21 protein-coding genes and 1 tRNA gene are annotated in these 24,066 nt (G+C 71.0%); 15 read left to right on the forward strand and 7 right to left on the reverse strand.

Translation table 11 applies throughout. The features are described from left to right. Positions 1 to 180 precede the first annotated feature (180 nt). Positions 181 to 2,958, reverse strand: coding sequence for a penicillin acylase family protein (locus ACFW6B_RS17730; protein ID WP_386596954.1), 2,778 nt, complete (start codon positions 2,956 to 2,958; stop codon positions 181 to 183). A gap of 199 nt (positions 2,959 to 3,157) precedes the next feature. On the opposite strand from ACFW6B_RS17730, the gene ACFW6B_RS17735 reads away from it, so the two are divergent. The 6 genes from ACFW6B_RS17735 (at position 3,158) to mscL (ending at position 9,136) form a co-directional block, all read left to right on the forward strand. Then, positions 3,158 to 4,750, forward strand: a complete 1,593-nt coding sequence (locus ACFW6B_RS17735) for a potassium/proton antiporter (protein WP_386596956.1) — start codon at positions 3,158 to 3,160, stop codon at positions 4,748 to 4,750. Positions 4,751 to 5,087: 337 nt separating this feature from the next. Then, entirely contained in the window at positions 5,088 to 6,350 is a 1,263-nt protein-coding gene (locus ACFW6B_RS17740) for an MFS transporter (protein WP_386596958.1), read from the forward strand. Positions 6,351 to 6,418: 68 nt separating this feature from the next. Beyond that, positions 6,419 to 6,736, forward strand: a complete 318-nt coding sequence (locus tag ACFW6B_RS17745; RefSeq protein ID WP_386596960.1) for an FmdB family zinc ribbon protein — start codon at positions 6,419 to 6,421, stop codon at positions 6,734 to 6,736. A gap of 102 nt (positions 6,737 to 6,838) precedes the next feature. Next, on the forward strand, positions 6,839 to 7,714 hold the full coding sequence (locus tag ACFW6B_RS17750) for an S-methyl-5'-thioadenosine phosphorylase (RefSeq protein ID WP_386596962.1): 876 nt from the start codon (positions 6,839 to 6,841) through the stop codon (positions 7,712 to 7,714). A 294-nt stretch (positions 7,715 to 8,008) separates the two neighbouring features. Beyond that, the gene (locus ACFW6B_RS17755; protein ID WP_386596964.1) at positions 8,009 to 8,551 is read left to right on the forward strand and encodes a hypothetical protein; all 543 of its coding nucleotides are present in this window, start codon (positions 8,009 to 8,011) and stop codon (positions 8,549 to 8,551) included. Between the two features lie 114 nt (positions 8,552 to 8,665). Next, positions 8,666 to 9,136: a large conductance mechanosensitive channel protein MscL gene (gene mscL, locus ACFW6B_RS17760; protein ID WP_386596966.1), complete on the forward strand. Its 471-nt coding sequence runs from the start codon at positions 8,666 to 8,668 to the stop codon at positions 9,134 to 9,136. A gap of 105 nt (positions 9,137 to 9,241) precedes the next feature. Here the strand turns inward: mscL and ACFW6B_RS17765 are convergent, their stop codons facing one another. Beyond that, entirely contained in the window at positions 9,242 to 9,424 is a 183-nt protein-coding gene (locus tag ACFW6B_RS17765; RefSeq protein ID WP_386596968.1) for a hypothetical protein, read from the reverse strand. A gap of 119 nt (positions 9,425 to 9,543) precedes the next feature. Between ACFW6B_RS17765 and ACFW6B_RS17770 the strand changes: the two genes are divergently transcribed. Together ACFW6B_RS17770 and ACFW6B_RS17775 are read left to right on the forward strand one after the other, a co-directional pair. Further along, on the forward strand, positions 9,544 to 10,602 hold the full coding sequence (locus tag ACFW6B_RS17770) for a P1 family peptidase (RefSeq protein ID WP_386596970.1): 1,059 nt from the start codon (positions 9,544 to 9,546) through the stop codon (positions 10,600 to 10,602). 369 nt (positions 10,603 to 10,971) lie between these two features. Beyond that, on the forward strand, positions 10,972 to 11,721 hold the full coding sequence (locus tag ACFW6B_RS17775; RefSeq protein WP_386596972.1) for a DUF6227 family protein: 750 nt from the start codon (positions 10,972 to 10,974) through the stop codon (positions 11,719 to 11,721). An 84-nt stretch (positions 11,722 to 11,805) separates the two neighbouring features. On the opposite strand, the gene ACFW6B_RS17780 is transcribed toward ACFW6B_RS17775, so the two are convergent. Further along, complete coding sequence (locus ACFW6B_RS17780; RefSeq protein ID WP_386596974.1) at positions 11,806 to 13,395, reverse strand: MFS transporter; 1,590 nt, start codon at positions 13,393 to 13,395, stop codon at positions 11,806 to 11,808. Between the two features lie 62 nt (positions 13,396 to 13,457). Between ACFW6B_RS17780 and ACFW6B_RS17785 the strand changes: the two genes are divergently transcribed. Further along, on the forward strand, positions 13,458 to 14,441 hold the full coding sequence (locus ACFW6B_RS17785) for a helix-turn-helix transcriptional regulator (RefSeq protein WP_386596977.1): 984 nt from the start codon (positions 13,458 to 13,460) through the stop codon (positions 14,439 to 14,441). Between the two features lie 615 nt (positions 14,442 to 15,056). Here the strand turns inward: ACFW6B_RS17785 and ACFW6B_RS17790 are convergent. Then, positions 15,057 to 16,055, reverse strand: a complete 999-nt coding sequence (locus tag ACFW6B_RS17790; protein ID WP_386596979.1) for an RNA polymerase sigma factor RpoD/SigA — start codon at positions 16,053 to 16,055, stop codon at positions 15,057 to 15,059. A gap of 169 nt (positions 16,056 to 16,224) precedes the next feature. On the opposite strand from ACFW6B_RS17790, the gene ACFW6B_RS17795 reads away from it, so the two are divergent. Then, positions 16,225 to 16,749 (forward strand): GNAT family N-acetyltransferase, encoded by a 525-nt coding sequence (locus ACFW6B_RS17795; RefSeq protein ID WP_386596981.1) that lies wholly within the window; start codon positions 16,225 to 16,227, stop codon positions 16,747 to 16,749. An 85-nt stretch (positions 16,750 to 16,834) separates the two neighbouring features. Here the strand turns inward: ACFW6B_RS17795 and ACFW6B_RS17800 are convergent, their stop codons facing one another. Next, positions 16,835 to 17,641: a dioxygenase gene (locus tag ACFW6B_RS17800; protein ID WP_386596983.1), complete on the reverse strand. Its 807-nt coding sequence runs from the start codon at positions 17,639 to 17,641 to the stop codon at positions 16,835 to 16,837. A gap of 159 nt (positions 17,642 to 17,800) precedes the next feature. Between ACFW6B_RS17800 and ACFW6B_RS17805 the strand changes: the two genes are divergently transcribed. Then, positions 17,801 to 18,310: a MarR family winged helix-turn-helix transcriptional regulator gene (locus tag ACFW6B_RS17805; protein WP_386596985.1), complete on the forward strand. Its 510-nt coding sequence runs from the start codon at positions 17,801 to 17,803 to the stop codon at positions 18,308 to 18,310. A gap of 249 nt (positions 18,311 to 18,559) precedes the next feature. Here ACFW6B_RS17805 and ACFW6B_RS17810 read toward each other — a convergent pair whose 3' ends face one another. Continuing rightward, the gene (locus ACFW6B_RS17810) at positions 18,560 to 20,110 is read right to left on the reverse strand and encodes an MFS transporter (protein ID WP_386596987.1); all 1,551 of its coding nucleotides are present in this window, start codon (positions 20,108 to 20,110) and stop codon (positions 18,560 to 18,562) included. A 270-nt stretch (positions 20,111 to 20,380) separates the two neighbouring features. Next, positions 20,381 to 21,025 (reverse strand): TetR/AcrR family transcriptional regulator, encoded by a 645-nt coding sequence (locus ACFW6B_RS17815; protein ID WP_386596989.1) that lies wholly within the window; start codon positions 21,023 to 21,025, stop codon positions 20,381 to 20,383. A gap of 280 nt (positions 21,026 to 21,305) precedes the next feature. Between ACFW6B_RS17815 and ACFW6B_RS17820 the strand changes: the two genes are divergently transcribed. The 4 genes from ACFW6B_RS17820 (at position 21,306) to ACFW6B_RS17835 (ending at position 23,981) form a co-directional block, all read left to right on the forward strand. Then, positions 21,306 to 22,583, forward strand: coding sequence for a M6 family metalloprotease domain-containing protein (locus tag ACFW6B_RS17820; RefSeq protein ID WP_386596991.1), 1,278 nt, complete (start codon positions 21,306 to 21,308; stop codon positions 22,581 to 22,583). Positions 22,584 to 22,659: 76 nt separating this feature from the next. Then, complete coding sequence (locus ACFW6B_RS17825; RefSeq protein WP_386596993.1) at positions 22,660 to 22,956, forward strand: hypothetical protein; 297 nt, start codon at positions 22,660 to 22,662, stop codon at positions 22,954 to 22,956. A 60-nt stretch (positions 22,957 to 23,016) separates the two neighbouring features. After that, positions 23,017 to 23,649 (forward strand): ScbR family autoregulator-binding transcription factor, encoded by a 633-nt coding sequence (locus ACFW6B_RS17830; protein WP_386596994.1) that lies wholly within the window; start codon positions 23,017 to 23,019, stop codon positions 23,647 to 23,649. Between the two features lie 259 nt (positions 23,650 to 23,908). Further along, positions 23,909 to 23,981: transfer RNA gene (locus tag ACFW6B_RS17835), tRNA-Arg, on the forward strand. Positions 23,982 to 24,066 lie beyond the last annotated feature (85 nt).

Here is a 24,066-nt window from a genome sequence, read left to right on the forward strand (position 1 = left end):
GGGGGGCCCCCCGGTCCGGGCGCGCCCGGCCGGCGGGCGGCGCGGGGGGGGCGGGGGGGGGGGGCCGGCGGGGGCTGCCCGCGCCCCCCCCCGCCCGGCCGGCCCCCCCACTTCCGTTCGGACGCCGGCTTCAGGGCGTCGGGTGCGGCGGGGACGCCGGCTCCGACGGCCGCCGGAGCGTCAGGGCTTCAGCACCAGGGTGTCGCTCGTCTGCTTGTCGACGGCCTTCTTGGTGAAGGCCCACGGCAGGAGTTCTCCCTCGACCCACTTCTCCGTCTGGTCGGTGTAGTGCGCGTTGTAGGCGTGCCCCGAGGCGCCCGAGAGGTTGATCCACTTGGACTTGTCGAGGTCGCCGAGGTTGACGACCATCCGCATCGAGGGCACCCAGACCACCCCGTAGCCGCCCGCCGCGTTCCAGCCGGTCGCGTTGACCGTCGCCTCGCCGCCGCCGAGGTTCCAGGGACCGCGGTTGAGCATGTACTGCAGGAAACCGGGGCCCGCGGTACCGAGGGTCTGGTTCTTCAGGAACAGGCGGTGCAGCCGGCCCCAGCTCCAGGTGTCGATGTCCTTGCCGAGCTTGGCGGTCAGCTCCCAGCGGGCGTCGTCCATGGCCCGGCGGAACAGGTCGTCCCGGGTGGCGGTCGCCTCCTCGGTGCGCGTCCTCGGCAGCTTCCACCAGTCGTTGCGCTCGTCGTCGATGATCTTGCGGATCACCTCGAACCAGCGGTCGCCGCCGTCCGGCTGCGCCTGGTCCGGCTCGCGCTGGCCGCACTCGCGCACGGTCTGGTCCTCGTCCGCGGGACCGGTGCTGTCGGCCTTCTCGACCCACAGGCACTGGCCCTTGACCCGCAGTTCCTTGGGCAGCTTGTTGCCGAAGGCGAGCTTGAGGATGTTGCGCCAGGTGGCGTTGAAGTAGGCGGCCGCCGCGGAGTCGGCGTCCTGGGTGTAGTCCCAGCCCTCCAGGAGCTTCTGCGCGTCGCGGACGTCCTTGTCGGGCACGTCGATCTTGAGCAGCTTCGGCACGATCAGCTTGGCGATCTCGCTGCTGTTGTCGAGCTGCATCTGGCGCATGTCGTCGGTCGAGATCTTGGCGCCGCCCTTGGTCTTCGCCTCGATCAGGTCGGTGATCCGCTGGCTGCGGGTGCCGTAGCCCCAGTCCGTGGTGAGCGTGTACGGGTACTTGTCCGGGTCGACGACCGCCTGATTGGCGGTGACGATGTAGCCGCGGGAGGGGTTGTACTCGTAGGGCAGGGCGGACTGCTTGATGTAGCCGGTCCACCGGTACTTCGAGTCCCAGCCGGGCGAGGGCAGCGAGCCGTCGTCGCCCTTCACGCGCGTGGGGATCTTGCCGGGGAGCTGGTAGCCGATGTTGCCGTTCGCGCCGGCCCCGTCGGCGTAGACCAGGTTCTGGGACGGCACGTCGAAGGACGCGGCCGCCTTGCGGAACTCGTTCCAGTCCGACGCCCTGTCCATCGCGAAGACGGCGTCCATGGTCCTGCCCGGGTCCAGCGCGGTCCAGCGCAGTGCTATCGCGTAACCGTCACCGCGGTCGGGCGCCTCGGCGTCGACCGTGGCCTTCTTGCCGACCTGGACCAGTTCGTCGTCACGGTCGGAGAGCAGCGGCATCCCGTCCCGGGTCTGCCGGACGACGATCGTCTTGGCGGAACCGCCCGCGACCTTGATCGTTTCCTTGCGGGTGGTGAACGGCAGCACCTTGCCGTCGTACTCGTAGCCCTCCCCGGTGATCTTCTCCAGGTAGAGGTCGGTGACGTCGACCCCGGAGTTGGTCATGCCCCAGGCCATGTCGGCGTTGTGGCCGATGACCACGCCGGGCATGCCCGCGAAGGTGTAGCCGGAGACGTCGTACTGGCACTCGGCCGAGACGGCGGTGCAGTGCAGGCCCATCTGGTACCAGACCGAGGGCAGCGACGCCGACAGGTGCGGGTCGTTGGCCAGCAGCGGCTTGCCGGTGATCGTGCGGCTCCCGGCGACGACCCAGGAGTTCGAGCCGATGCCGTTGCCGTTCACACCGACGGCGGTGGGCAGGTCGTCGAGGACCTCGTAGAGCCCCGAGAGCTGGCCCTGGAACCCGGCCGGCGTCTCGGTGTCGCCCGTGAGCCCCGTGCCCGCCGCACCCGCCGTGCCCGCGGAGGACGCCGGGGCGGCGTCCGAGGACGTGTACGTGCCGGTGGCGCTGTCGTACGAGCCCGTCCGGACGATCGTCTTGTTCCTGCCGTACGGGTACTCCGGGTACAGGTCCGCGATCTGCTTCGGGCCGAGCCGGCTCGTCATCAGCGAGCGGTCGATCTCGTCCTGCATGTTGCCGCGCAGGTCCCAGGCCATCGCCTTGAGCCAGGCCACCGAGTCGACCGGGGTCCACCCGGTCGGCTCGTAGTCGTTGGTGAAGCCCAGGGCGGCGTACTCCAGGGAGATGTCCTCGGCGCTCCTGTCCTTCAGGTAGGCGTTGACACCCTCGGAGTACGCCTGGAGGTACTTCTTCGTGGAGGCCGACAGCTTGGTGTCGTACTCCTTCTTCGCGATCCGGTCCCAGCCCAGCGTGCGCAGGAACTCGTCGTTCTCGACCTGGCCCTCGCCGAACATCTCGGAGAGCCGGCCCGAGGTCATGTGGCGGCGCACGTCCATCTCGTAGAACCGGTCCTGCGCCTGGACGAAGCCCTGGGCCATGAACAGGTCCTCGTCGGACGAGGCGTAGATCTGCGGGATCCCGTTGCCGTCGCGCTGGACGGTCACGGGCCCCGACAGGCCCTCGAGCCGGATGGATCCCTCGGTCTGCGGGAAGGAGGCGCGCACCGTGCTGATGCTCCAGTACCCGCCGAAGGCGATGCCTCCGATGATGGCGAGAACCAGGACAATCAAGAACAGTCGGGCTTTGCGCCCCTTCTTCCTGCCGGACTTGCCGGGCTGCTGGCCGGAAGAGGCGGTGGTGTTGGGGGGCATCGCTGTCCTTGCTGTCCTAACGCGAGCGGCAGGCGGTCCTGGAGTGCTGGGGCAACCATAGGCGCAGGGCCCACCGCGCCTTGACGCGGAGTAGGAAACCGGGGAGCACGACCGTTCGATCTTGCCTCCGGGAACGTCAAGAAAACGTCAAGACTTAGGTAAGGTAACGAAGTACTTGCACTGAAGTGGCCGGCTTCCGGTGCTCGGATCCTGGGCCGCCGACGGCGGAGACGGATCGGCGAGAAAGGAACAGCCCCTGACTGTCCACCACCTCAACCAGCTCCTGCTCGTGTGCTCGCTCGTCCTGCTCCTCGCGGTGGCGGCGGTCAGGATCTCCTCACGCAGCGGGCTCCCCACGCTGCTCGTGTACCTGGGCATCGGTGTCGCGATCGGCCAGGACGGAATCGGGGACATCCAGTTCAGCAACGCCGAGCTGACCCAGGTCATCGGATACGCGGCCCTGGTCGTGATCCTGGCCGAAGGCGGTCTCGGCACGAAGTGGAAGGAGATCAGACCGGCCCTTCCGGCGGCCTCCGCGCTGGCGACGGTGGGCGTCGCGGTGAGCGTCGGCGTGACGGCCGCGGCCGCGCACTACCTGATCGGCCTCGAATGGCACCAGGCGCTCATCATCGGGGCGGTCGTCTCCTCGACGGACGCGGCGGCGGTCTTCTCCGTCCTGCGGAAGATCCCCCTGCCCTCTCGCGTGACGGGCATCCTGGAGGCCGAATCGGGCTTCAACGACGCTCCGGTGGTCATCCTGGTCGTCGCGTTCTCCACCACGGGCCCGGTGGAGCACTGGTACGCGCTGATCGGCGAGATCGCGCTGGAGCTGACCATCGGCGCCGCCATCGGTCTCGCGGTCGGCTGGCTGGGCGCCTACGGACTGCGGCACGTGGCACTGCCGGCCTCCGGCCTGTACCCGATCGCCGTGATGGCGATCGCCGTCGCCGCGTACGCCGCCGGCGCGCTCGCCCACGGCAGCGGCTTCCTCGCCGTCTATCTCGCCTCCATGGTGCTCGGGAACGCGAAGCTGCCGCACTGGCCCGCCACACGCGGCTTCGCCGAGGGGCTCGGCTGGATCGCCCAGATCGGCATGTTCGTACTTCTCGGCCTCCTGGTCACCCCGCACGAGATGGGCGACGACATCGTCCCCGCCCTCCTCATCGGCCTGGCGCTGACCATGGTGGCGCGGCCGCTGAGCGTGATCGTCAGCCTGCTGCCGTTCCGGATCCCGTGGCAGGAGCAGGCGCTGCTGTCCTGGGCCGGACTGCGCGGCGCCGTGCCCATCATCCTGGCGACGATCCCGATGGTGAGCGGTATCGAGGAGAGCAAGCGGATCTTCAACATCGTCTTCGTCCTGGTCGTCGTCTACACCCTCGTCCAGGGGCCGACCCTGCCCTGGCTGGCCCGCAAGCTCCGTCTCGGGCAGTCCGCGGGCGCCGCCGACCTCGGCATCGAGTCGGCGCCGCTGGAGCGGCTGCGCGGCCATCTGCTGTCCGTCGCGATCCCCGAGGGGTCGCGCATGCACGGTGTCGAGGTGGGCGAGCTGCGGCTGCCTCCCGGCGCGGCGGTCACCCTCGTCGTCCGCGAGGAGAAGTCCTTCGTGCCCCTGCCCACGACGGTGCTGCGGCTCGGCGACGAGCTGCTGGTGGTGGCGACCGACCCGGTCCGGGACGCGACCGAGAGACGTCTTCGCGCGGTGGGCCTGGGCGGCAAGCTCGCCGACTGGCTCGGCATAGGCAACGGCGACGACGGAACGGAACACCGGACACGGCACCGAACGGGCCTGTGACACGACCGCCGGGCCCCGGCCGGCTTCCTGCCGGGCTCCGGGCGGGGCCCGCGCAGGACGTCGAACGCGTGCCCGGACACTCGGAAACGAAGGGCGTTCACAGGCCCGCGCCCGCGGAGTGCTCTTTTTCACAGGCCCGGCCCGACGGCCACCCCCTGTACGATGAACGCACACCTTGATCGAACCAACTCTGCCTGACGCAGAGCTGGCGCGACCGTATGGCGGCCGTGACGTCCTTCCGCAGAGGACACCGGTATCTACCGCAGATCCGCGCAAGAGGACAGCTCTCGGCGCCCCCCGCACGGGCGCGCTACCAGGCGGCAGAAAGGCACGGGCCGTGGCATCCACGGTCACCTCCCGTCCTGGATACGGACAACTGCTGCGCACCCGCGGCGCCTGGACGTTCCTGCTCCCCGGCTTCGCCGCCCGTCAGCCGTTCGCCATGCTGACGATCTCCATCGTGCTGCTCGTGCAGCACACCACCGGCTCGTACGGGGCGGCCGGCGCGGTCGCGGCCGTCACCGGTGTCTCCATGGCGCTGTTCGCGCCCTTCACCGGCCGTCTGGCCGACCGGCACGGACAGCGGGCCGTCCTGCTCCCCGGCGTCATCGCGCACGCCGTGGCCGGCTTCTCCCTGACCGCGCTCGCGCTGTCGGGAGCCCCCCTGTGGGCGCTCTTCGCCGCCGCCGTGCCCACCGGCGCCTCGGTGCCCCAGATCAGCCCCATGGTGCGGGCCCGCTGGGGCGTGAAGCTCCAGGACTCGCCCCTGATGTCGACCGCGGCCGCCTTCGAGTCCGTCACGGACGAACTGACCTTCGTCCTCGGCCCGCTGCTCGCCACCGCGCTGTGCACCGCCGTCGCCCCCGCCGCGGGCCTGCTGACCGAGGCGTCGCTGACCCTGGTCGGCGGCCTGCTGTTCGCCGCGCAGAAGAGCACCCAGCCCGCGGTCTCCGCCGCCGGGCACGCGCGCGTGGAGCACGGTTCCGCCCTGCGCATCCCCGGGGTGCGCGTTCTGATCATGACGTTCCTCGGCATCGGCTCCGTCTTCGGCGGCATGCAGGTCTCGCTGGCCGCGTACACCGAGTCGATCGGCGAGCCCGGCCTGAACGGTGTCCTGTACGGCGTCTTCGCCGCGGGCAACATGCTCTCGGGCGTCGTCTGCGGCGCCCTCGCCTGGAAGGTGGCCCCGCAGCGACGGCTCGTCCTCGGGTACGCCGCCCTCGCGCTGGCCGCCTCCGGGCTGTGGGCCGCGAACTCGGTGGTCGTCCTCGCCGGCCTCGGCCTGGTGGTCGGCATGTGCATCGCCCCGAGCCTGATCACCGGCTACACCCTGGTCGAGAGCCTCGTCCCGCGGGGCGCCCGCACCGAGGCCTTCACCTGGCTCACCGGTGCCGTCGCGCTCGGCCAGGCGGCGGCCGTCACGGTCGCCGGACAGCTCGAGGACAGGCTCTGGGACGGTGCCGGGTTCCTGGTGCCGATGGCCGGTACGGCACTGGCCCTGGCGGCCCTGGTGGCCCTGCGTTCACGCCTGGCCGTGCAGGCCCCGGGCCGCGCCGTCGCGCGTGGCGTCGGTCACCGCGTGCCGGTGGCAGTGGACTGATCTCGCGGAATACGTCAGTATGGATCGTCGTTAGCACTCACTGAGTGAGAGTGCCAGGAGGAAGACAAGTGCCGACCTACCAGTACCAGTGCACCGAGTGCGGCGAGGGCCTCGAGGCGGTGCAGAAGTTCACCGATGACGCTTTGACGGAATGCCCGAGCTGCAACGGCCGCCTGAAGAAGGTCTTCTCGGCCGTCGGCATCGTCTTCAAGGGCTCCGGCTTCTACCGCAACGACAGCCGCGGATCCTCGTCGAGCAGCTCGCCCGCGTCGAAGTCGTCCACGACCTCGTCCTCGGACACGAAGTCCACGTCGACGGCGTCCGCCTCGTCGTCCTCGGACACGAAGTCCTCGGGCACCAGCTCGGCCGGCAGCTCCGCGGCCTGAGGCCGCACGGCCGCACAAGGCTCGTTCGCGCGGACCCCGTCGTCGTACGACGACGGGGTTTTCCGCGTTCTTCCGTCCGGGACAGCCCGTAGGGTGCCGTCCATGGCGAACACGGAGAACCCACAGACCACGGCCGAGCAGCCGACGGCCTCGGCCGAGATCGGCGTCATCGGCGGCTCGGGCTTCTACTCCTTCCTCGACGACGTGACCGAGCTGCGGGTGGACACTCCTTACGGACCGCCCAGCGACTCCCTGTTCCTCGGCGAGATCGCCGGCCGGCGGGTCGCCTTCCTGCCCCGCCACGGCCGCGGCCACCACCTGCCGCCGCACCGCATCAACTACCGCGCCAACCTGTGGGCGCTGCGCTCCGTCGGCGCCCGCCAGATCCTCGGCCCCTGCGCCGTGGGCGGACTGCGTCCCGAGTACGGGCCCGGGACCCTGCTCGTTCCCGACCAGTTCGTGGACCGTACGAAGTCCCGGGCGCAGTCCTACTTCGACGGGCTGCCGCTGCCCGACGGCACCGTGCCGAACGTGGTGCACGTGTCGCCGGCCGACCCGTACTGTCCCGTCGGACGTGAGGTCGCGCTGGAAGCGGCCCGCGGGCGTGGCTGGGAGCCGGTGGACGGCGGCGCGCTCGTGGTCGTGGAGGGTCCGCGGTTCTCCACCCGGGCCGAGTCGCTCTGGCACCAGGCGCAGGGCTGGTCGGTGGTCGGCATGACCGGGCACCCCGAGGCCGTGCTCGCCCGCGAGCTGGAACTCTGCTACACGTCGTTGACGCTGGTCACCGACCTCGACGCGGGCGCCGAGACCGGTGAGGGCGTCTCCCACGACGAGGTGCTGAAGGTGTTCGCGGCGAACGTGGACCGGCTGCGGGACGTGCTGTTCGACGCGGTCGCGGGACTGCCGGCGAACGGATCCCGGGACTGCCTGTGCACGAGGGCACTGGGCGGGATGGACCCCGGCTTCGAACTGCCGTGACCCGGGCTGCCGCAACTCGGATTTCCGTGACCCGGGCTGCCGGGACCTGGACCGCCGTTCCCTGGACCGCCAGGGCCTGGACTGCCAGGGCCTGGACTGCCAGAGCCTGTACTGCCGGGACCTGTGCGGCAACGCCGCGGGCAGCTGCGGCCCTCACCCGAATTGGGCGGAATCTCCCGTTCGGGTGAGGCAGTTGTCCACAATCGCCGGGTGGTCCACGGACGTCTGCGGGCTTCGCCGCGAGGGCTCATCGTGGGAGCGCAAGCCGGTCCCTCGTCGCAGGTGGTGGTCACCATGGTTCAGCTCTCGCAGCACATCCGCCCGCCGGGCGCGGAGACGCCTCCGACGTGCGAGGTGCCGCAGTTCGCGCCCGTCCGTGTGCGGGGCGGGCGCTGTCGGCTGCGGCTCCTCGCACGGCACAGGAGGCGGGCGGTCGCCGCGGGCCTGGCCATGACCGCCACCGCGCTCGTGGCGGCCGGCCCGGGCGGCTCCGGGAGGGTGCGCGGACATCCGGCGTCCGCACCCTCCACCACCGCCTCCACCACCGCTTCCACTCCCGTACGCGGACCTGGCGCGGCCGAGACGGTGAGGGCGCCGGTCCGGATCGCGGACGGCGACACGGCGAGCCTGTTGCGTCCCGGCGACCGGGTCGACGTGGTCGCGGCGGACAGCGGCGGCGAGGTGCGGGTGGTCGCGGCCGGAGCGCGGGTCACCGGGGTTCCGGACGTCTCCACGACCGGCACCGGAACACTGGTCGTCCTCTCCGTTCCGCGTGCGACGGCCGTGCGGCTGGCCGGCGCCGGCACCACGTCACGACTGGCGGTGACGCTGCGATGAGCACCGAAACCGTGCCGGGTCCGTCGTTCGGGCCACCCGGTTGGACAGACGCGCCACGCCCTGCCGTAGGTTGCGGAGCTGTTTGTTCCACGATCCGCGCGGAGGGGTGTCCCAGTGAGCGACAACAAGCAGCCCGGCGTCTGGGAGGGCTTCAAGGCCTTCCTCATGCGTGGCAACGTCATCGACCTGGCCGTCGCCGTGGTCATCGGCGCGGCCTTCACCAACATCGTCAACTCCGTGGTGAAGGGGATCATCAACCCTCTGGTCGGCGCTGTCGGCACGAAGAACCTCGACAACTACAGCTCCTGCCTGGAGGGCCCCTGCACGGGCACCGGAGCGGACGCCACGGGAATCCGCATCATGTGGGGCTCGGTGCTGGGCGCCACCCTCAGCTTCGTGATCACCGCCACCGTCGTCTACTTCCTGATGGTGCTGCCGATGGCCAAGTTCCTGGCCCGCCAGGCGGCCCGCCAGAAGGCGAGGGAGGGCACGAAGGAGGTCATCGAGGTGTCCGAGCTGGAGGTGCTGAAGCAGATCCGCGACGAGCTGGTGGCCCAGCGCGGCCAGGGACGCCGCGACCACTGACCGGCGGGACTGCGGGCGGGCACCGCCCGGGAGTCCGGCCGGCGTCGGCACCGGGAGACCGGGTTCCGCGCGTCGGGGCAGGGGCGCCGGGGCCCGGGACCGGGCTCAGAGGTGGTGGGGCGGCTTCTCGTCGAGGAAGCGCTTCAGGTCGGCGGCGCTGTCACCGGTGCTGTCTGACCGCTCGCCCCACCCGCGGTCCGTGTCGTCCGAGGACTGCTGGTCCAACGGATCGTCGAAGACCAGCGCGGGCTTCGGATCGCGCGGTTCGGGGGCGGGGGCGGAACTCATGCCCCCAGCGTACGCCGCGGGGGCACGGGTCCCGTCCCTGGGCGACCGGGCGGCCCTCGCCACGGAGATCACCTCCGCGCCGACCGTGACGGTCCGGGCGGCCGGGGAAGACTGGGCACATGACAGTTGACGCTCTGACAGATGTCGTGGGTCTGCGGGTGGGTCACGCGACACGCACCGGGGACGGGTGGCTCACGGGGACGACGATCGTGCTCGCGCCCGAGGGCGGTGTGATCGCCGCCGTGGACGTGCGCGGCGGCGGGCCCGGCACCAAGGAGACGGACGCCCTCGATCCGCGCAATCTCGTGCAGAGGATCGAGGCGGTCGTACTGACCGGAGGCAGCGCGTACGGGCTGGACTCGGCGTCGGGTGTCATGGCGTGGCTGGAGCAGCGGGGACGCGGGGTGCGGGTGGGGCCGGACCCGACGCACGTCGTGCCCGTCGTCCCCGCCGCCTGTGTCTTCGACCTCGGGCGCGGCGGCGACTTCCGGTCGCGGCCGGACGCCTCCACCGGAACCGCCGCGGTCGAGGCCGCCGCCGCGAGTGCGCTGCGCGCGCCGGTGCGCGAGGGCGGAGTGGGCGCCGGCACGGGGGCGGTGGCCGGAGCGCTCAAGGGCGGGGTCGGGACGGCGAGCGCCGTGCTGGAGTCGGGTGTCACGGTGGCCGCGCTGGTGGTGGCCAACGCGGTGGGATCGGTGGTGGAGCCGGAAACGGGTTTGCTGTACGGGGAGTTGGCGCGAGGACGCACGGCGGGGCCGTCGGCCGCGGTGCGCGAGGCGGCCCGGCTGCGGCTCGCGGAGGCCGCTGCGAGGAACACGCCGCCGCCGTTGAACACGACGCTCGCCGTCGTCGCCACCGACGCCGGTCTGACGCGGGCGCAGGCACAGAAGTTCGCGGGTACGGCGCACGACGGGATCGCGCGTGCCGTGCGGCCGGTGCATCTGCTGAACGACGGGGACACGGTGTTCGCGCTGGCCACGGGTGACCGGCCGCTCGACGCCGGGAACCCCCTGGCGCTCAACGAGATCCTCGCGGCGGGCGCGGACCTGGTGACGCGCGCGATCGTGCGCGCCGTACGCGCGGCGGAGCCGGTGGACGGACCGGGCGGGGCGTGGCCGTCGTACGAGGAACTGTACGGGGAGGGCGGGGAGGGGGAGGGCCCCGGTTCTCCCGGGTGATCGCGTGACGGAGCGGGCCGGGGCCCGCCCGACGGGATCCCGTAGCCACCGGGATCCCATAGCCACCGGGATGCCGTGACCGCCGGAACCCCGTGGCCGCCGGGATGTCGTAGCCGCCGGGAACTGGTGCGGCAAGGGCGCCTTGCCGGACAATGGGCGCGACGGGCCGGAACCTTTCGCGGGGCGCGCGGACCGCTGGAACTGCCGCCCGACGAGGGCTTTTCGGCATCTCGGCGAGCCGCGGGGGAACTTGCCGCGCGGCCCGCCCGTTTTCCGTCCGCACGTTTTCTCGGTTCGCGGACATGATGTCCGACCGAGGGGCTACGGTATGCACCCACAAGGTGACATGCAGCAACGCCGGGAGAAACCTTGAGCGTTCCGTACGAGACGGCAGCGTACGAACCACCCGAGTCGCCCGAGTCTCCGGAGGAGCATCTCGCACGACTTCTGGGCCGCGCCCTGAACTCGTTCGAGCTGCCCGACGAGACGATACGGCGGCTCGACTGCGCGTTGGCGCACGACAGTTCGCTGCACTCCGCGCACCACAGCGCGGGGCTGCACCGCGAGACGCACCGGCACACCTGGCTGCTCGCCGACGGTTCCGCCGTCACGCTGTGGGAGCTGGTGCACAACACGGCGACGGGCCGCGACGCCCAGCACGAGGTGTACGTCGACGAGGAGGAGCTGCGCACCGCCACGTCCCGGCTGCCGCTCCCTCCGGACGCGCCGGACTTCGAGCTGCCCGTGTTCGTGCAGTTGTCGTCGATCCCCGAGCCGCGTCACACCTACGTGCCCGACGACTCCGCCGATCACGCGCGCCGGCTTCTGCGGCGCGCGGAGAATCCGGACCGGCCGGACGCCGACCTCACGTCGCTGCTGCTCCGGGAGGCGCTCGCGCACCAGATCACACAGGCCTTCGGACGCCCTTGCCGCGCGGGGCAGGCGGGGCTGTGCTTCTCGCTGTACGAGCACGCCTTCCTGCTGCGCGACGGGCGGGAGATCTCCCTGTGGGAGGTCGAGCACACGGCGACCCCGGACCGGCGGCACATGTGCGAGGTGTACGCGACGGAGGACGCCGCCCGGGACGCGATGGAGCGCCGGGCGGCACGACTGGGCTGAAGCCGGAAGGGGCCCCGGCACCGATGTGCCGGGGCCCCTTCCCGTTCGGACCTCCGCGTCGCGCGGGTGACGGCCGGGCGGGGATCAGCCCGCGAATTCCGGCGTGCGGTCCGACTTCCGACCCTCGTTCTCGTCCTTGCCCTGGGTCTGGTCCTGGCCGGGGATCCGGTCCGCGGTGTCCGTCTCGTCCTGCGTGCCCTCGACGTGCTGGGCCGGCCGCTTCGGCAGGGCGAACATCAGCAGGAAGATGACGGCCAGCACGGCGGCGACCCAGCCCAGCGCGTGCTGGAAGGCGTTCACGAAGGCCGGGCCCGTCTGGACGGGGGTCAGCCGGTCGTCGATCTCTCCGAAGAAGACGACCGAGACCAGGCCGAGGCCGAGCGCGTTGCCCATCTGCTGCACGGTGTTGATCAGACCCGAGGCCGAACCCGAGTGCTCGCGCGGGACCTCCGAGAGCACGGCGTCCGTCAGCGGCGCGACGATGAAGCCCATGCCGGCGCCCATGACCACCAGCGGGAGGGCCATCTGCCAGGAGGCGATGTCCATGCCGTACCGGTCGGACTCCCAGATGTAGAGCAGCACACCGAGCGCCATGATCAGGGCGCCCGCCTGGAGCACCTTGCGCCCGAAGCGCGGGACCAGCAGCTGCACGGACATGCCCGCCGCGGCCGAGACCGCGATCGAGAACGGCACTCCGGTGAGCCCCGCCCGCAGGAGGCTCCAGCCCAGCCCGATCTGCAGGTACAGCGTCCAGACCAGGAAGAAGATGCCGAGCGCGATACCGAAGACGGTCTGCACGGCGATGCCCGCCGCGAAGCTCTTCACCCTGAACAGCGACAGCTCGACCAGCGGTGAACCGTCCCGCGCCGTCTTCCGCCTCTCGTACGCCACCAGTGCCGCGAAGACCCCGAGGGAGCCGGCCATCGACGCGTACCCCCACAGCGGCCAGCCCAGCTCACGGCCCCGGGTCAGCGGGTAGAGCAGCATCAGCAGGCCGAGCGTGACGAGGGCGACGCCGACGAGGTCGAGCTTGAGGGCCTTCGGGGCCTTGGACTCGCTGATGAAGCGGCCGCCCAGGATCAGCGCGACGACACCGACCGGCAGGTTGATGAGGAAGATCGGCCGCCATTCCAGCCCGAACAGGTTCCACTCGGTGAGCAGCGCGCCCAGCAGCGGGCCCGAGACCGCGCCCAGACCGACGATCGCGCCGAAGAGACCGAAGACCTTGCCGCGCTCGTGCGCGGGGAAGGTGGCGTGCACGATCGACAGGACCTGCGGCACCATCATCGCGGCCATGGCGCCCTGCAGGATGCGCGAGGCGACGAGCATCTCCGGGTTCGCCGCGAAGCCGCACAGCGCGGACGCGACCGTGAAACCGGCCACGCCGATGAGGAAGAGCCGCTTGCGGCCGTGGATGTCGCCGAGCCGCCCGCCGGTGACGAGTCCCGCGGCGAAGGCCAGCGCGTAGCCCGCGGTGATCCACTGGATCTGGCTGAAGCTGGCGCCCTCGTCCTGCTGGATCGACGGGATCGCGATGTTGACGATCGTGACGTCGACCAGGTCCATGAAGGCCGCGGTCATCACGATGGCGAGGGCGAACCAGCGCCGCCGGTCGGGCACGGCGCCGGGTTCCGTACTGCTGAGAGCTGTCTCAGAGGTCTCGGTGGAGGTCATGCGACAAACCTAGAACCCGATTAGGTCAGGTCGTGTCCTAGTTGTCCGGCACCCTGGAAAACATGACGACCGATACCCCGGCCCGGCTTCTCCAGCTCCTCTCCCTCCTCCAGACGCCCCGCGAGTGGCCCGGCGGCGAGCTGTCCGAGCGTCTCGGGGTGTCCCGTCGTACGGTCCGCCGCGACATCGACCGGCTCCGCGAGCTCGGCTATCCGGTGCAGGCGACCAAGGGCGCGGACGGCGGCTACCGGCTGGTGGCGGGCACGGCGATGCCCCCGCTCGTCCTCGACGACGAGGAGGCCGTCGCCATCGCGGTGGGCCTGCGGGCCGGCGCCGGGCACGCGCTCGCGGGTGTGGACGAGGCCTCGGTGCGGGCGCTGGCCAAGCTGGAACAGGTGCTGCCGTCGCGGCTGCGCCGCCGTGTGTCCATGCTCCAGGCCGCGACCACTCCCCTGACCAGCGGGGACGGGGCGAGCATCGCCCCGGAGACGCTGACCGTGATCGCGTCGGGCATCGCGGGGCAGGAGCGGCTGCGGTTCGCCTACCGCTCCGGGGACGGGACACCGTCGCGGCGGCTGACCGAGCCGTACCGGCTGGTCTCCACCGGCCGCCGCTGGTATCTCGTCGCGTACGACCTCGACCGCGGCGACTGGCGGACGTTCCGCGTCGACCGGGTGGGCGAGCCCTTCGTGACGGGGGCACGGTTCACCCCCCGCGAACTGCCCACGGGGAACGCGGCCGAGTTCCTGCGGCAGTCGATGTACCGGCGCCAGGAGACCTACACGTACGACATCGTCTTCGCCGCCCCGGCGGACTTCGTCGCGGCGCGCTTGCCCGCCTGGGTCGGCGCGCCCGAGCCGCTCGACGAACGGAGCTGCCGGCTCCGGTCCTCCTCCAGCGACTCGGTGGAATGGCTGGCGGTGCGGATCGCGATGGTCGACTGCGACTTCACGGTCCGGGAACCGAGGGAACTCGCCGACTACATGAGGGAGCTGGGCGCACGGCTGAGCCGGGCGGGGACGGTGCCGCGGACCGGCGGCGGCTGACGGCCGGGCGCGCCCGGGCGGGGCCGCCCGCGCGACGGGGCCGGTGACACCGGGTGGACCGTCGGCGACGGCAGGTTATGCCGCTGTGGCAGAATCTGGCATCCGGGTCACCCCGGGGTTCAGGTTCGGGGTGGCCCGTTCTCGTCCTGCCCGAAAACCCTTCGTGCGCCCTTCGCGCATCCTGCGCACCCTTCGCGCCCGTCCCGCTCTCCGCCGGACCCCGCGCCCGCGGTCCTCCGCCCGGGACCGCAAGGGAGCCGGGCTTCGACGCCAGGGGGGAGGCGCCGAAACCCGGCTCTGGAAGAGTCCCGGCGCAGGGGGGGTGGGCGTCGGGACTCGGTTCTTGGGAGCGGTGTGCTTCCGCTCGGTGTTTCCGGTCGCTCGTTCCGCTGGGCGGGACCCCGAAGCGCGGGCCCTGAAGTCTTGTTCCCAGGGCCCGGAGGATTGAAGCGGCCTTACATGGCCATGTCTGGTCGACTTGTGGCCAACGTGGCGGGGGTACCCGTGCGCGGACAGGGCGAGGCCGGTCCGGCGACCGCTCGGTGAATGCACCCGTACGGCCCACTCACCCCGCTCGCCCGGCCTCTCCCGTGCGCTCCACGTGCCCCTCCGCCGCTACGCCGCCGCGTCGAATCCGGTGTTTCGCGCCAGCTTCTTCAGTTCGAGCAGGGCGTGCTTCTCGATCTGACGGATGCGCTCGCGCGTGAGTCCGTGCTCCTTGCCGACCTCCGTGAGCGTGCGCTCCCGGCCGTCGTCGATGCCGTACCGCATCTTGATGATGGAGGCGGTGCGCTGGTCGAGGTGGCCGATCAGATCGTCCAGCTCCTCGCTGCGCAGCAGTGTGAGGACCGACTGCTCGGGCGACACGGCCGAGGTGTCCTCCAGCAGGTCGCCGAACTGGGTCTCGCCCTCGTCGTCCACCGACATGTTCAGCGAGACCGGGTCGCGGGCCCAGTCCAGCACGTCGCCGACGCGCTCGGGCGTCGTGCCGAGCTCGGCGGCTATCTCCGCGTGGTCGGGCTCGCGTCCGTTCTCACGGTTGAACTCGCGCTGCACGCGGCGGATCCTGCCCAGTTCCTCGACCAGGTGGACGGGGAGGCGGATCGTGCGCGACTGGTCGGCGATGGAGCGGGTGATGGCCTGACGGATCCACCAGGTGGCGTACGTCGAGAACTTGAAGCCCTTGCGGTAGTCGAACTTCTCGACCGCGCGCACCAGGCCGGCGTTCCCCTCCTGGATCAGGTCGAGCAGGGGCAGGCCGCTGCGCGGGTAACGGCGCGCCACGGCCACGACCAGCCGGAGGTTCGAACGGATGAAGACGTCCTTGGCGCGCTCGCTGTCGGCGACCAGCGCCTCCAGCTCCTCGCGGGAAGCGTCCGTCCTGGCCTCCGCCTCACCGTCGAGGATCTGCCGCGCGAACACACCCGCCTCGATGACCTGGGACAACTCGACTTCCTTGGCGGCGTCGAGCAGCGGTGTTCGCGCGATCTCGTCGAGGTACATGCCGACCAGGTCGCGGTCGGCGATTTCGCCGCCTCCGGCGCGAACACTGCGTGCCGCGTCGGCGGTCCCGCTGGTGGCGGACTGACGACGGGCGACGGCACGGGTTGCCATGCGTGCTCCCTTGCGTGGTGGGCTTGCGGGTGGTCCTGGACAACCGGTCTCACCCTCCCGGGTGCCCGGCATCCGATGGAAACAACGACTGGAATCAGGACAGAATTCCCAACCCGACCTCTGATTTTTCTGATCGTGCAGTACCCTGTCGCATCACTCTGGAGGTCCGATGCGGTCAGAACGTACAGATGTGCAGGTCAGACCGGGAGTCGCAGCCGACCTCGACGCACTCACGGAGCTGTACAACCACTACGTGCGTGAGACGTCCATCACGTTCGACACCATCGTCTTCACACCGGAGGAACGTCGTCCGTGGCTGCTCTCCCACCCTGAAGACGGACCGCACCGCCTGATGGTTGCCACGGACGCGGATTCACAGGTGATTCTGGGGTACGCCACCTCCAGCGCCTTTCGCGTGAAGCCCGCATACGCCACCTCCGTGGAGGTGACGGTCTACGTCGCCCCGGACGCCGCGCGCCGGGGCGTCGGCACCCTCCTCTACGAGGCGCTCTTCTCGGCGCTCGCGGCCGAGGACCTGCACCGGGCGTACGCCGGCATCACCCTGCCCAACGAAGCGTCCGTGCGCCTGCACGAACGCTTCGGGTTCCGGCACGTCGGCACCTACCGGGAGGTCGGGCGCAAGTTCGGCCGTTACTGGGACGTCGCCTGGTACGAGAAGGAACTCGCCCCCTAGGGGGTCCCGTTCGGGTCAGCCCGGGTCCGCGGGCCCGGGACCCGGACCGTCCCCGACGACGCCCGGGACCCGGACCGTCCCCCGGTCAGCCGAACTGCACCGACCGCTTCGCCATCCCGAGCCAGAATCCGTCGATCACGGACCGCTGCCCGTCGAGGCCCCCGGCGGCGTCCGCCGCGCCCATGGTCACGAAGAGCGGGGCGAAGTGCTCGGTGCGCGGGTGGGCGAGACGCCCCGCCGGTGACTTGCGCTCGAAGTCGAGGAGCGCGTCCACGTCGCCGGCCTCCAGCGCGCGGTGTCCCCAGTCGTCGAACTCGCTCGACCACGCGGGCACTCCCCCGCCGGTGTGCCGCAGGGCCGCGAGGTTGTGGGTGAAGAAGCCGGAACCGACGATCAGCACGCCCTCGTCGCGCAGCGGCGCCAGCTTCCGTCCGATCTCGAACAGCCGGACCGGGTCGAGCGTCGGCATGGAGATCTGGAGCACCGGGACGTCGGCCTCGGGGAACATCTCCTTGAGGGGGACGTAAGCGCCGTGGTCGAGCCCGCGGTCCGGGATGTCCTGCACCGGCGTACCGGGCGCGCGCAGCAGCTTGCGCACGGACTCGGCGAGCCGCGGGGCGCCGGGGGCCGCGTACGTCACCTGGTAGTAGTGCTCGGGGAAGCCCCAGAAGTCGTACACGAGGGGGACCGCCTCGGTGGCTCCGAGGGCGAGCGGGGCCTCCTCCCAGTGGGCGGAGACCATGAGGATCGCCTTGGGGCGGGGCAGGTCGGCGGACCAGGCGGCGAGCTGGCCGGGCCAGACCGGGTCGTCGGCGAGCGGCGGGGCGCCGTGGCTGAGGTAGAGGGCGGGCATGCGCTCCGGCGCGGGGCGCTCCTCGGTGGCGGCGGACATGGCGGCTCCCTCCGGAGGGTTCCATCGTACGGCGGCAGTGCTTGACCTTTGAAGCAGATGCTTGAAGTCTCAATCCATTGCTTAAAGTCTCAAGCTCTTCTCGTCGAGACTACGGCGACTTTATTTAAGTTTCAAGGACGTGCTCGTACAGTGGAGTACATGAACACGGCACCTGCTCCCGCTGAAGAGCCGCGCTGGCTGACCGACGAGGAACAGCGCACCTGGCGCGCGTACATGCACGCCACGACCCTCCTGGAGGACCACCTCGACCGTCAGCTCCAGCGTGACGCGGGCATGCCGCACATCTACTACGGCCTGCTCGTGCAGCTCGGTGAGGCGCCGGACCGCCGGCTGCGGATGACGGAGCTGGCCATGAACGCGAAGATCACCCGCTCGCGGCTCTCGCACGCCGTCGCGCGGCTGGAGAAGAACGGCTGGGTGCGCCGGGAGAGCTGCCCGTCCGACAAGCGGGGCCAGTTCGCCGTCCTGACCGACGAGGGCCACGAGGTGCTGCGCCGCACCGCGCCCGGCCATGTCGCCGCCGTACGCCAGGCCCTGTTCGACCGGCTCGGCCCCGAGCGGCAGAAGGCGTTCGGCGAGGCCATGCGGATCATCGCCGAGGGACTGCAGCCGAAGGACGCGGGAGCGGACCTGCCCTGGCTGCGCTAGGCCCTGTCGTTCGGATCAGGTGGCGCCGAGCGCGTCCGGACAGGGAACCGCCCCGGTTCCGTCTGGCGTGGAACCGGGGCGGTCTCCGGAGTCGTACGGACGGGGCGTCCCCGTCCCCGTACGTACGCGGGGCACCGTGGGTACGGACCGTGGAGTACCGGAGCACGGACCGCTGGACTACCGGAGTGCGGGCTGCGGAAGTGCCGGACCGTGGAGTACGGAAGCGCCGGAGGGCGGGTGGCCGCGGGGTCAGTGCGCGACGACCGGCACCTTCAGCTCGTCCTCCGCGCCCTCGCCCGTGCCCGAACCGACGACCGCGGAGGCGTCCGGACGGCCGGTGTTGATCAGGGTGAAGGCGATTCCCGCGGCGACCACGAGGATGCCGACGGCGAACCAGATCGCGTTGCTGTAGCCGTGCACCATGCCCTCCGCCTGGACGAGCTGCTGCTGCGCCTCGGTGCCGGCGCCCGCCATGTGGTCCTTGATGTAGGCGGTGGTCGCGGAGGCCGCGATCGTGTTCAGCAGGGCCGTGCCGATCGCGCCGCCGACCTGCTGCGAGGTGTTGACCATCGCCGAGGCGACACCGGCGTCCCGCGGCTCGATCCCGTGCGTGGCCAGCGACATGGCGGGCATGAACGCCGTACCCATGCCGAGGCCGAGCAGCAGCATCGCCGGCATCACCAGGGTGACGTACGACGAACCGATCTCCAGCTGCGCCAGGAGCAGCATGCCGAGCGCGGCGACCAGGAAGCCGGGGCCCATCAGCAGCCGCGGCGCGACCCGGGTCATCAGACGGGCGCCGATCTGCGTGGAGCCCGTGATCATGCCCGCGATCATCGGCAGGAAGGCGAAGCCGGTCGAGATCGGCGAGTAGCCCTTCACGATCTGCAGGTAGTACGTGAGGAAGAGGAAGGTGCCGAACATCGCGATGATCGCGAGGCCGAGGGAGAGGTAGACACCACCGCGGTTGCGCTCGGTGATGACGCGCAGGGGCAGCAGCGGGGCCTTGACCTTGGACTCGGTGAAGACGAACGCGGCCAGCAGCAGGGCCGAGGCGACGAACAGGCCGACCGTCAGGGAGTCGCTCCAGCCGTCCGACTCGGCGCGGGTGAAGCCGTAGACGAGGGAGACCAGACCGAGGGTGGACAGGACGACACCCGGGATGTCGAGCGGCGAGCGGTTGCGGCCGCCCTCGGGCTCACGGATGACGAAGTACGCGCCGGCCGCGGCGATGATCGCGAACGGGATGTTGACGAAGAAGGTCCAGCGCCAGTTCATGTACTCGGTGAGGACACCGCCGAGGATGAAGCCGACGGCGCCACCGCCACCGGCGATCGCGCCGTAGATGCCGAACGCCTTCGCGCGCTCCTTGGCGTCGGTGAACATCACGGCGAGCAGCGAGAGCGCCGCGGGCGCCAGCAGCGCGCCGAACACGCCCTGGAGGGCACGGGCACCGAACATCATCGCGCCGCTCTGTGCCGCGCCGCCGAGCGCGGAGGCCGCGGCGAAGCCGACCAGGCCGATGACGAACGCCCGCTTGCGGCCCCACAGGTCGGCGATGCGGCCGCCGAACAGGAGCAGACCGCCGAAGGCGAGGGCGTAGGCCGTGACGACCCACTGCCGGTTGCCGTCCGAGATACCCAGGTCCTGCTGGGCCGAGGGCAGGGCGATGTTCACGATCGTGGCGTCGAGCACCACCATGAGCTGGGCCAGCGCGATGAAGACGAGCGCCTTCCAGCGGTTGTTGTGCGCGTCGGACACCGGGTCCGGAACTGCTTTGGACGTGCCTGTTTCAGACATGGGGGTACCCACTCCGGGACTTCGTGGCGAAAAAACGCAATGAAAGGGGACGGCTCGTCGACGTCGACGGCCGGAGGACGCAGCACGGGCTGCTCGGGCTGTACGGCTATGTGACTGTGCGGCTTATGACTGTGCGGCTATGGCTGTGCGGCTGTGCGGCTGTGCGTCTGTCGGATACGAGCAGGGGTCACGTGTTCTGACCGGCGCCCGGTGCCGGACTCATCGGCCGTCGGCCGGCCGGTCACGGCGTCACGGCGCCTCGCGCGTCGGTCACACTCGTCGCAGTTCCTCCACGGTGGCGGCCACTCCCGGCAGTTCGGAACGGGCAGGGGCCCGTATCCCGTCCAGGAACAGCTGCAGATGACGGTGTACGAAGCGGTCGATGCCCTGGCACGCGGTGCCCGGCAGCGGCCTGGTGAGCTGGCTGACGGCGATCATCAGATCGCCCAGCTCGACGTCGGGGCGCAGCTGTCCGGCCTCACGGGCGCGGGCCATCAGCCGCTGGATCAGATCGGTGATCCGGTCGCGCGCGGCGACCAGGTCGGGATGGTTCTGGTCGAAGTTCGCGGAGAGCATCGGGCACAGGGCGCCGATCCGCTCGTCGGCGGCGAAGTGCACGAAGCCGCTCAGCGCCTCGAACGCGTCGCCGTCCTCGGCGAGCGCCTCCTCGACCCACTCCGAGGTGCGGTCCATGACCGAGCACACGACCTCGCGGGCGAGGGCGTCCCGGTCGGGGAAGTTGCGGTACACCGTGGCGTTGCCGACACCGGCCCGGCGGGCGATCTCGTCGAACGGCACCTCGGCGCCGAACTCGACGAACATCTCGCGGGCGGCGGCGACGATCCGCTCCCGGTTGCGCAGGGCGTCGGCGCGGGGCCGGGTGACTCGGCGCTGCACGGGGGTCGCGGTCTCCACGACGTACTCCTCGAAGCATCTCGAACTCGGATGCGATCCGGGGAATCGGTCCCCGTTTCGCTCGGACGTATGACTAAACGGGGAAACGATCCCCGGTTATTTCCCGGACCTGGAAGAGAAATATGTGACCTGCGTCACACTCATTCTTCCCCTCTTCGGCGCCTCCCGCAGGTGAACCCGATCGGGCCCATCCAGCGCGCGCCCGGCGCGTCGGCGACCGAGGGTGATCGAAAGGGTGCAGTCGGAGACCGGTGGCTGCCGTGGAGCGAAGGACCCCCGCATGCAGCCGTCCAGTCGCCGCCGCATACGCCCGCGCCGTGTGGCCGCGCTGGCCACGGTGACCGCTCTGACGCTGGCGGTCAGCACTTCCGCCGGCACCGGACACCTGACGGCGGGCTCCGCCACGGCGGGCCCCACGGCGCTCGCCCGCTCCACGGCACTCGGCCCCTGCATGATCAACGGCCCGTCGGACGTCCAGATGGGGGAAGGGGTTCCGACCCCGTCCGGCTACGCCCGCTCCACCGGCACCCTGCGGGCCCTGACGCTGATGATCGACTTCTCCGACGCACCCGGCGAGGGCAGCGCCCGCGAGCGGTACGACGAGTTCTTCCCGAAGACGCAGGAATGGTTCCGCACCGCCTCCTACGGCCGCCTCGACTACCGGCCCGAGGCCCCCGTCCGGCACTGGCTGCGGATGCCCGAACCCTTCAAGGCGTACGGGATAGAACGCGGCGCGCCCTTCGAGCCCGGGTACCGCCAGCTGGTCCAGGACATCGTGGCCACCGCCGATCCCGAGGTCGACTTCCGGTCGTACGACATCCTGAACGTACTGGTCACACCGAACGCCGGGCCCTCCGCGCTGGACACCGTGCTGTCCGTGACCTTCGCCGGCAACACCGAGGCACCGGTGGCCGACGGCGTCCCGGTCGCCAACGCCTCCTTCGTCTACAGCCGCCAGGACGACGGCTCGGGCTCCTACGCCGACACCGGTTACCGCGTCCTGCCGCACGAGAACGGCCACACCTTCGGCCTGCCCGACCTCTACACGCAGGACGGCGGGGGCGCGGTCGGGCACTGGGACATCATGAGCGAGGACTGGGGGGCCGACAACGACCTCCTCGGCTGGCACAAGTGGAAGCTCGGCTGGCTCGACGCCTCCCAGGTCGGCTGCGCGGCGGCGCGCGGCACCACCGAGTACACGCTGACCCCGCTGGCCCTGCGGGGCGGCGCCAAGCTCGTCGTCATACCCGTCGGCCCCCGGAGCGGGTACGTCCTCGAAGTGCGCACCCGCGCGGGCAACGACTCCGCCGTCTGCCGTCCCGGAATACTCGTCTACAAGGTCGACGCGGACGTGGACACCGGGAACGGGCCCGTCACCGTGTACGACTCCCGCCGCGACAGCGGCGGGTGCACCCGTTCGCCCAACGTCCAGGCGGAACTCTCCGACGCGCCCTTCTCCCCCGGCGAGACCTTCAAGGCCGCCAGGGCGGGGCTCACCGTCCAGGTCGCGTCGGCGGACGGGGCGGGGAGGTACCGGGTGTACGTGACGCGCCGCTGACCACCGGGCGAGCCGTCGGCCGACCGCATCGGAGAGCCCGTGCCATCAGGTCCCGCACCACCGGGCCCCACGCCTGATGGAACTCGGCAACGCCTGCCTCGCCGCCCTCCGGCTGCCCCGCGTCCTGGGCCCGCTCGTCGACGAACTGGCCGACGAACTGGCCGACGAGATCGACGAGTCGGTCTCCCCCGCCGTCCGCGCCCGGGGCCGCCCGCGGGCCGGGCGTCACGGACCCGAAGCGGTTCAGGTCCGCCTCGACGCGGGCCGCTTCCGCCGGGTGCCGCGATGCCGAGATCACAGGAGGCCGCCACCTGGCGTGAAGATGATCTGTGCGCCCCAGGCCCCGTTGACAGACCCAGAAGCAGGTTTCTAGCGTCGCTCGCGGCAGGACAAACAGCAGCCGAACGACAAGGAGCGTCCGGGTGGTCGCGTCGTGGTGAGGCAGGAGAGGTCCGAACGGACCAGGCGCAACCTGATCAGGGCCGCCTCGACCGTGTTCGACCAGTCCGGCTACGAACGGGCCACCCTGTCCGCGATCAGTGAGCGCGCGCAGGTCACCAAAGGCGCCCTGTTCTTCCACTTCGCGGCCAAGTCCGATCTGGCCCGCGCCGTCCAGACGCAGGCCTGCGCGACGTCGGGGGCGGCGCTGGGGAGGCTGGCGCGGCGCGAGACGCCGGCGTTCGAGATCGCCACCGCCATGGCCCACACCCTCGTGCGCCTCCTGGAGACGGACATGACCGTCCGCGCGGGCGCACGCCTGGCCCAGGAGATCAGGACTCCCGACGACCCGTCACTCCACTGTCACGCCAACTGGCTCGGCGCCCTGCACGGGGTCATGGGCCGGGCCCGGAAGGACGGTTCGCTGCTCCCCGGTGTCGACGTCCGCGCGGCGGCCGTACTGATACTGGCCATGGTCACCGGCACGACGACCCTCCCCCACCTCGCCGCGGCCCCCACCGCCCCGCACACCTCGGCCCCCCGCTCCTCCGAGGAGACGGGCGACCTGTGGCTGACCCGCATGCTCCACCTGACCCGCCCGGCCCTCTCGACCCTCCCGCCCTCCTGACCGCCACCCGAAAGCCCCCGCCGGACCCCGCCCGGAACCGCCGCCCCGACCTCGACACCGGACCTCTCACACCCCTGCCGATACACACACCCGCACCCTGCCGACACACCCGCACCCCGGCGACACACACCCGCATACCGCCCACCAAGCCCCGAACCCCCCGCCCGTCCCCACCCCACCCGACCTGCGCGAACGGGAACCTTCCCAGCCTCCACCCCGGATCCGCTACGCTAGCTACCGGATCGCACACGATCCGCACGCCTTCGTAGCTCAGGGGATAGAGCACCGCTCTCCTAAAGCGGGTGTCGCAGGTTCGAATCCTGCCGGGGGCACAGTGTCTGACCAGCGCGTTTACCTCTCCGAGGTAGGCGCGCTGTTCGTCGTAGCCATGGCATTAACCATGAATAGGTTCCAGAA

The sequence above is a fragment of the Streptomyces sp. NPDC058751 genome, from assembly GCF_042746485.1.
GTDB lineage: Bacteria > Actinomycetota > Actinomycetes > Streptomycetales > Streptomycetaceae > Streptomyces.

What these genes read in the sequence shown, in the direction of transcription:
- ACFW6B_RS17750 (WP_386596962.1), top strand. Translation starts at nt 6,839, where the DNA reads ATGGCGAACACGGAGAACCCACAGACCACGGCCGAGCAGCCGACGGCC.
- ACFW6B_RS17790 (WP_386596979.1), bottom strand. Translation starts at nt 16,055, where the DNA reads ATGGCAACCCGTGCCGTCGCCCGTCGTCAGTCCGCCACCAGCGGGACC.
- ACFW6B_RS17770 (WP_386596970.1), top strand. Translation starts at nt 9,544, where the DNA reads ATGACAGTTGACGCTCTGACAGATGTCGTGGGTCTGCGGGTGGGTCAC.
- ACFW6B_RS17800 (WP_386596983.1), bottom strand. Translation starts at nt 17,641, where the DNA reads ATGTCCGCCGCCACCGAGGAGCGCCCCGCGCCGGAGCGCATGCCCGCC.
- ACFW6B_RS17825 (WP_386596993.1), top strand. Translation starts at nt 22,660, where the DNA reads ATGGAACTCGGCAACGCCTGCCTCGCCGCCCTCCGGCTGCCCCGCGTC.
- ACFW6B_RS17820 (WP_386596991.1), top strand. Translation starts at nt 21,306, where the DNA reads ATGCAGCCGTCCAGTCGCCGCCGCATACGCCCGCGCCGTGTGGCCGCG.
- ACFW6B_RS17755 (WP_386596964.1), top strand. Translation starts at nt 8,009, where the DNA reads ATGGTTCAGCTCTCGCAGCACATCCGCCCGCCGGGCGCGGAGACGCCT.
- ACFW6B_RS17765 (WP_386596968.1), bottom strand. Translation starts at nt 9,424, where the DNA reads ATGAGTTCCGCCCCCGCCCCCGAACCGCGCGATCCGAAGCCCGCGCTG.
- ACFW6B_RS17780 (WP_386596974.1), bottom strand. Translation starts at nt 13,395, where the DNA reads ATGACCTCCACCGAGACCTCTGAGACAGCTCTCAGCAGTACGGAACCC.
- ACFW6B_RS17805 (WP_386596985.1), top strand. Translation starts at nt 17,801, where the DNA reads ATGAACACGGCACCTGCTCCCGCTGAAGAGCCGCGCTGGCTGACCGAC.
- ACFW6B_RS17810 (WP_386596987.1), bottom strand. Translation starts at nt 20,110, where the DNA reads ATGTCTGAAACAGGCACGTCCAAAGCAGTTCCGGACCCGGTGTCCGAC.
- ACFW6B_RS17795 (WP_386596981.1), top strand. Translation starts at nt 16,225, where the DNA reads ATGCGGTCAGAACGTACAGATGTGCAGGTCAGACCGGGAGTCGCAGCC.
- ACFW6B_RS17785 (WP_386596977.1), top strand. Translation starts at nt 13,458, where the DNA reads ATGACGACCGATACCCCGGCCCGGCTTCTCCAGCTCCTCTCCCTCCTC.
- ACFW6B_RS17730 (WP_386596954.1), bottom strand. Translation starts at nt 2,958, where the DNA reads ATGCCCCCCAACACCACCGCCTCTTCCGGCCAGCAGCCCGGCAAGTCC.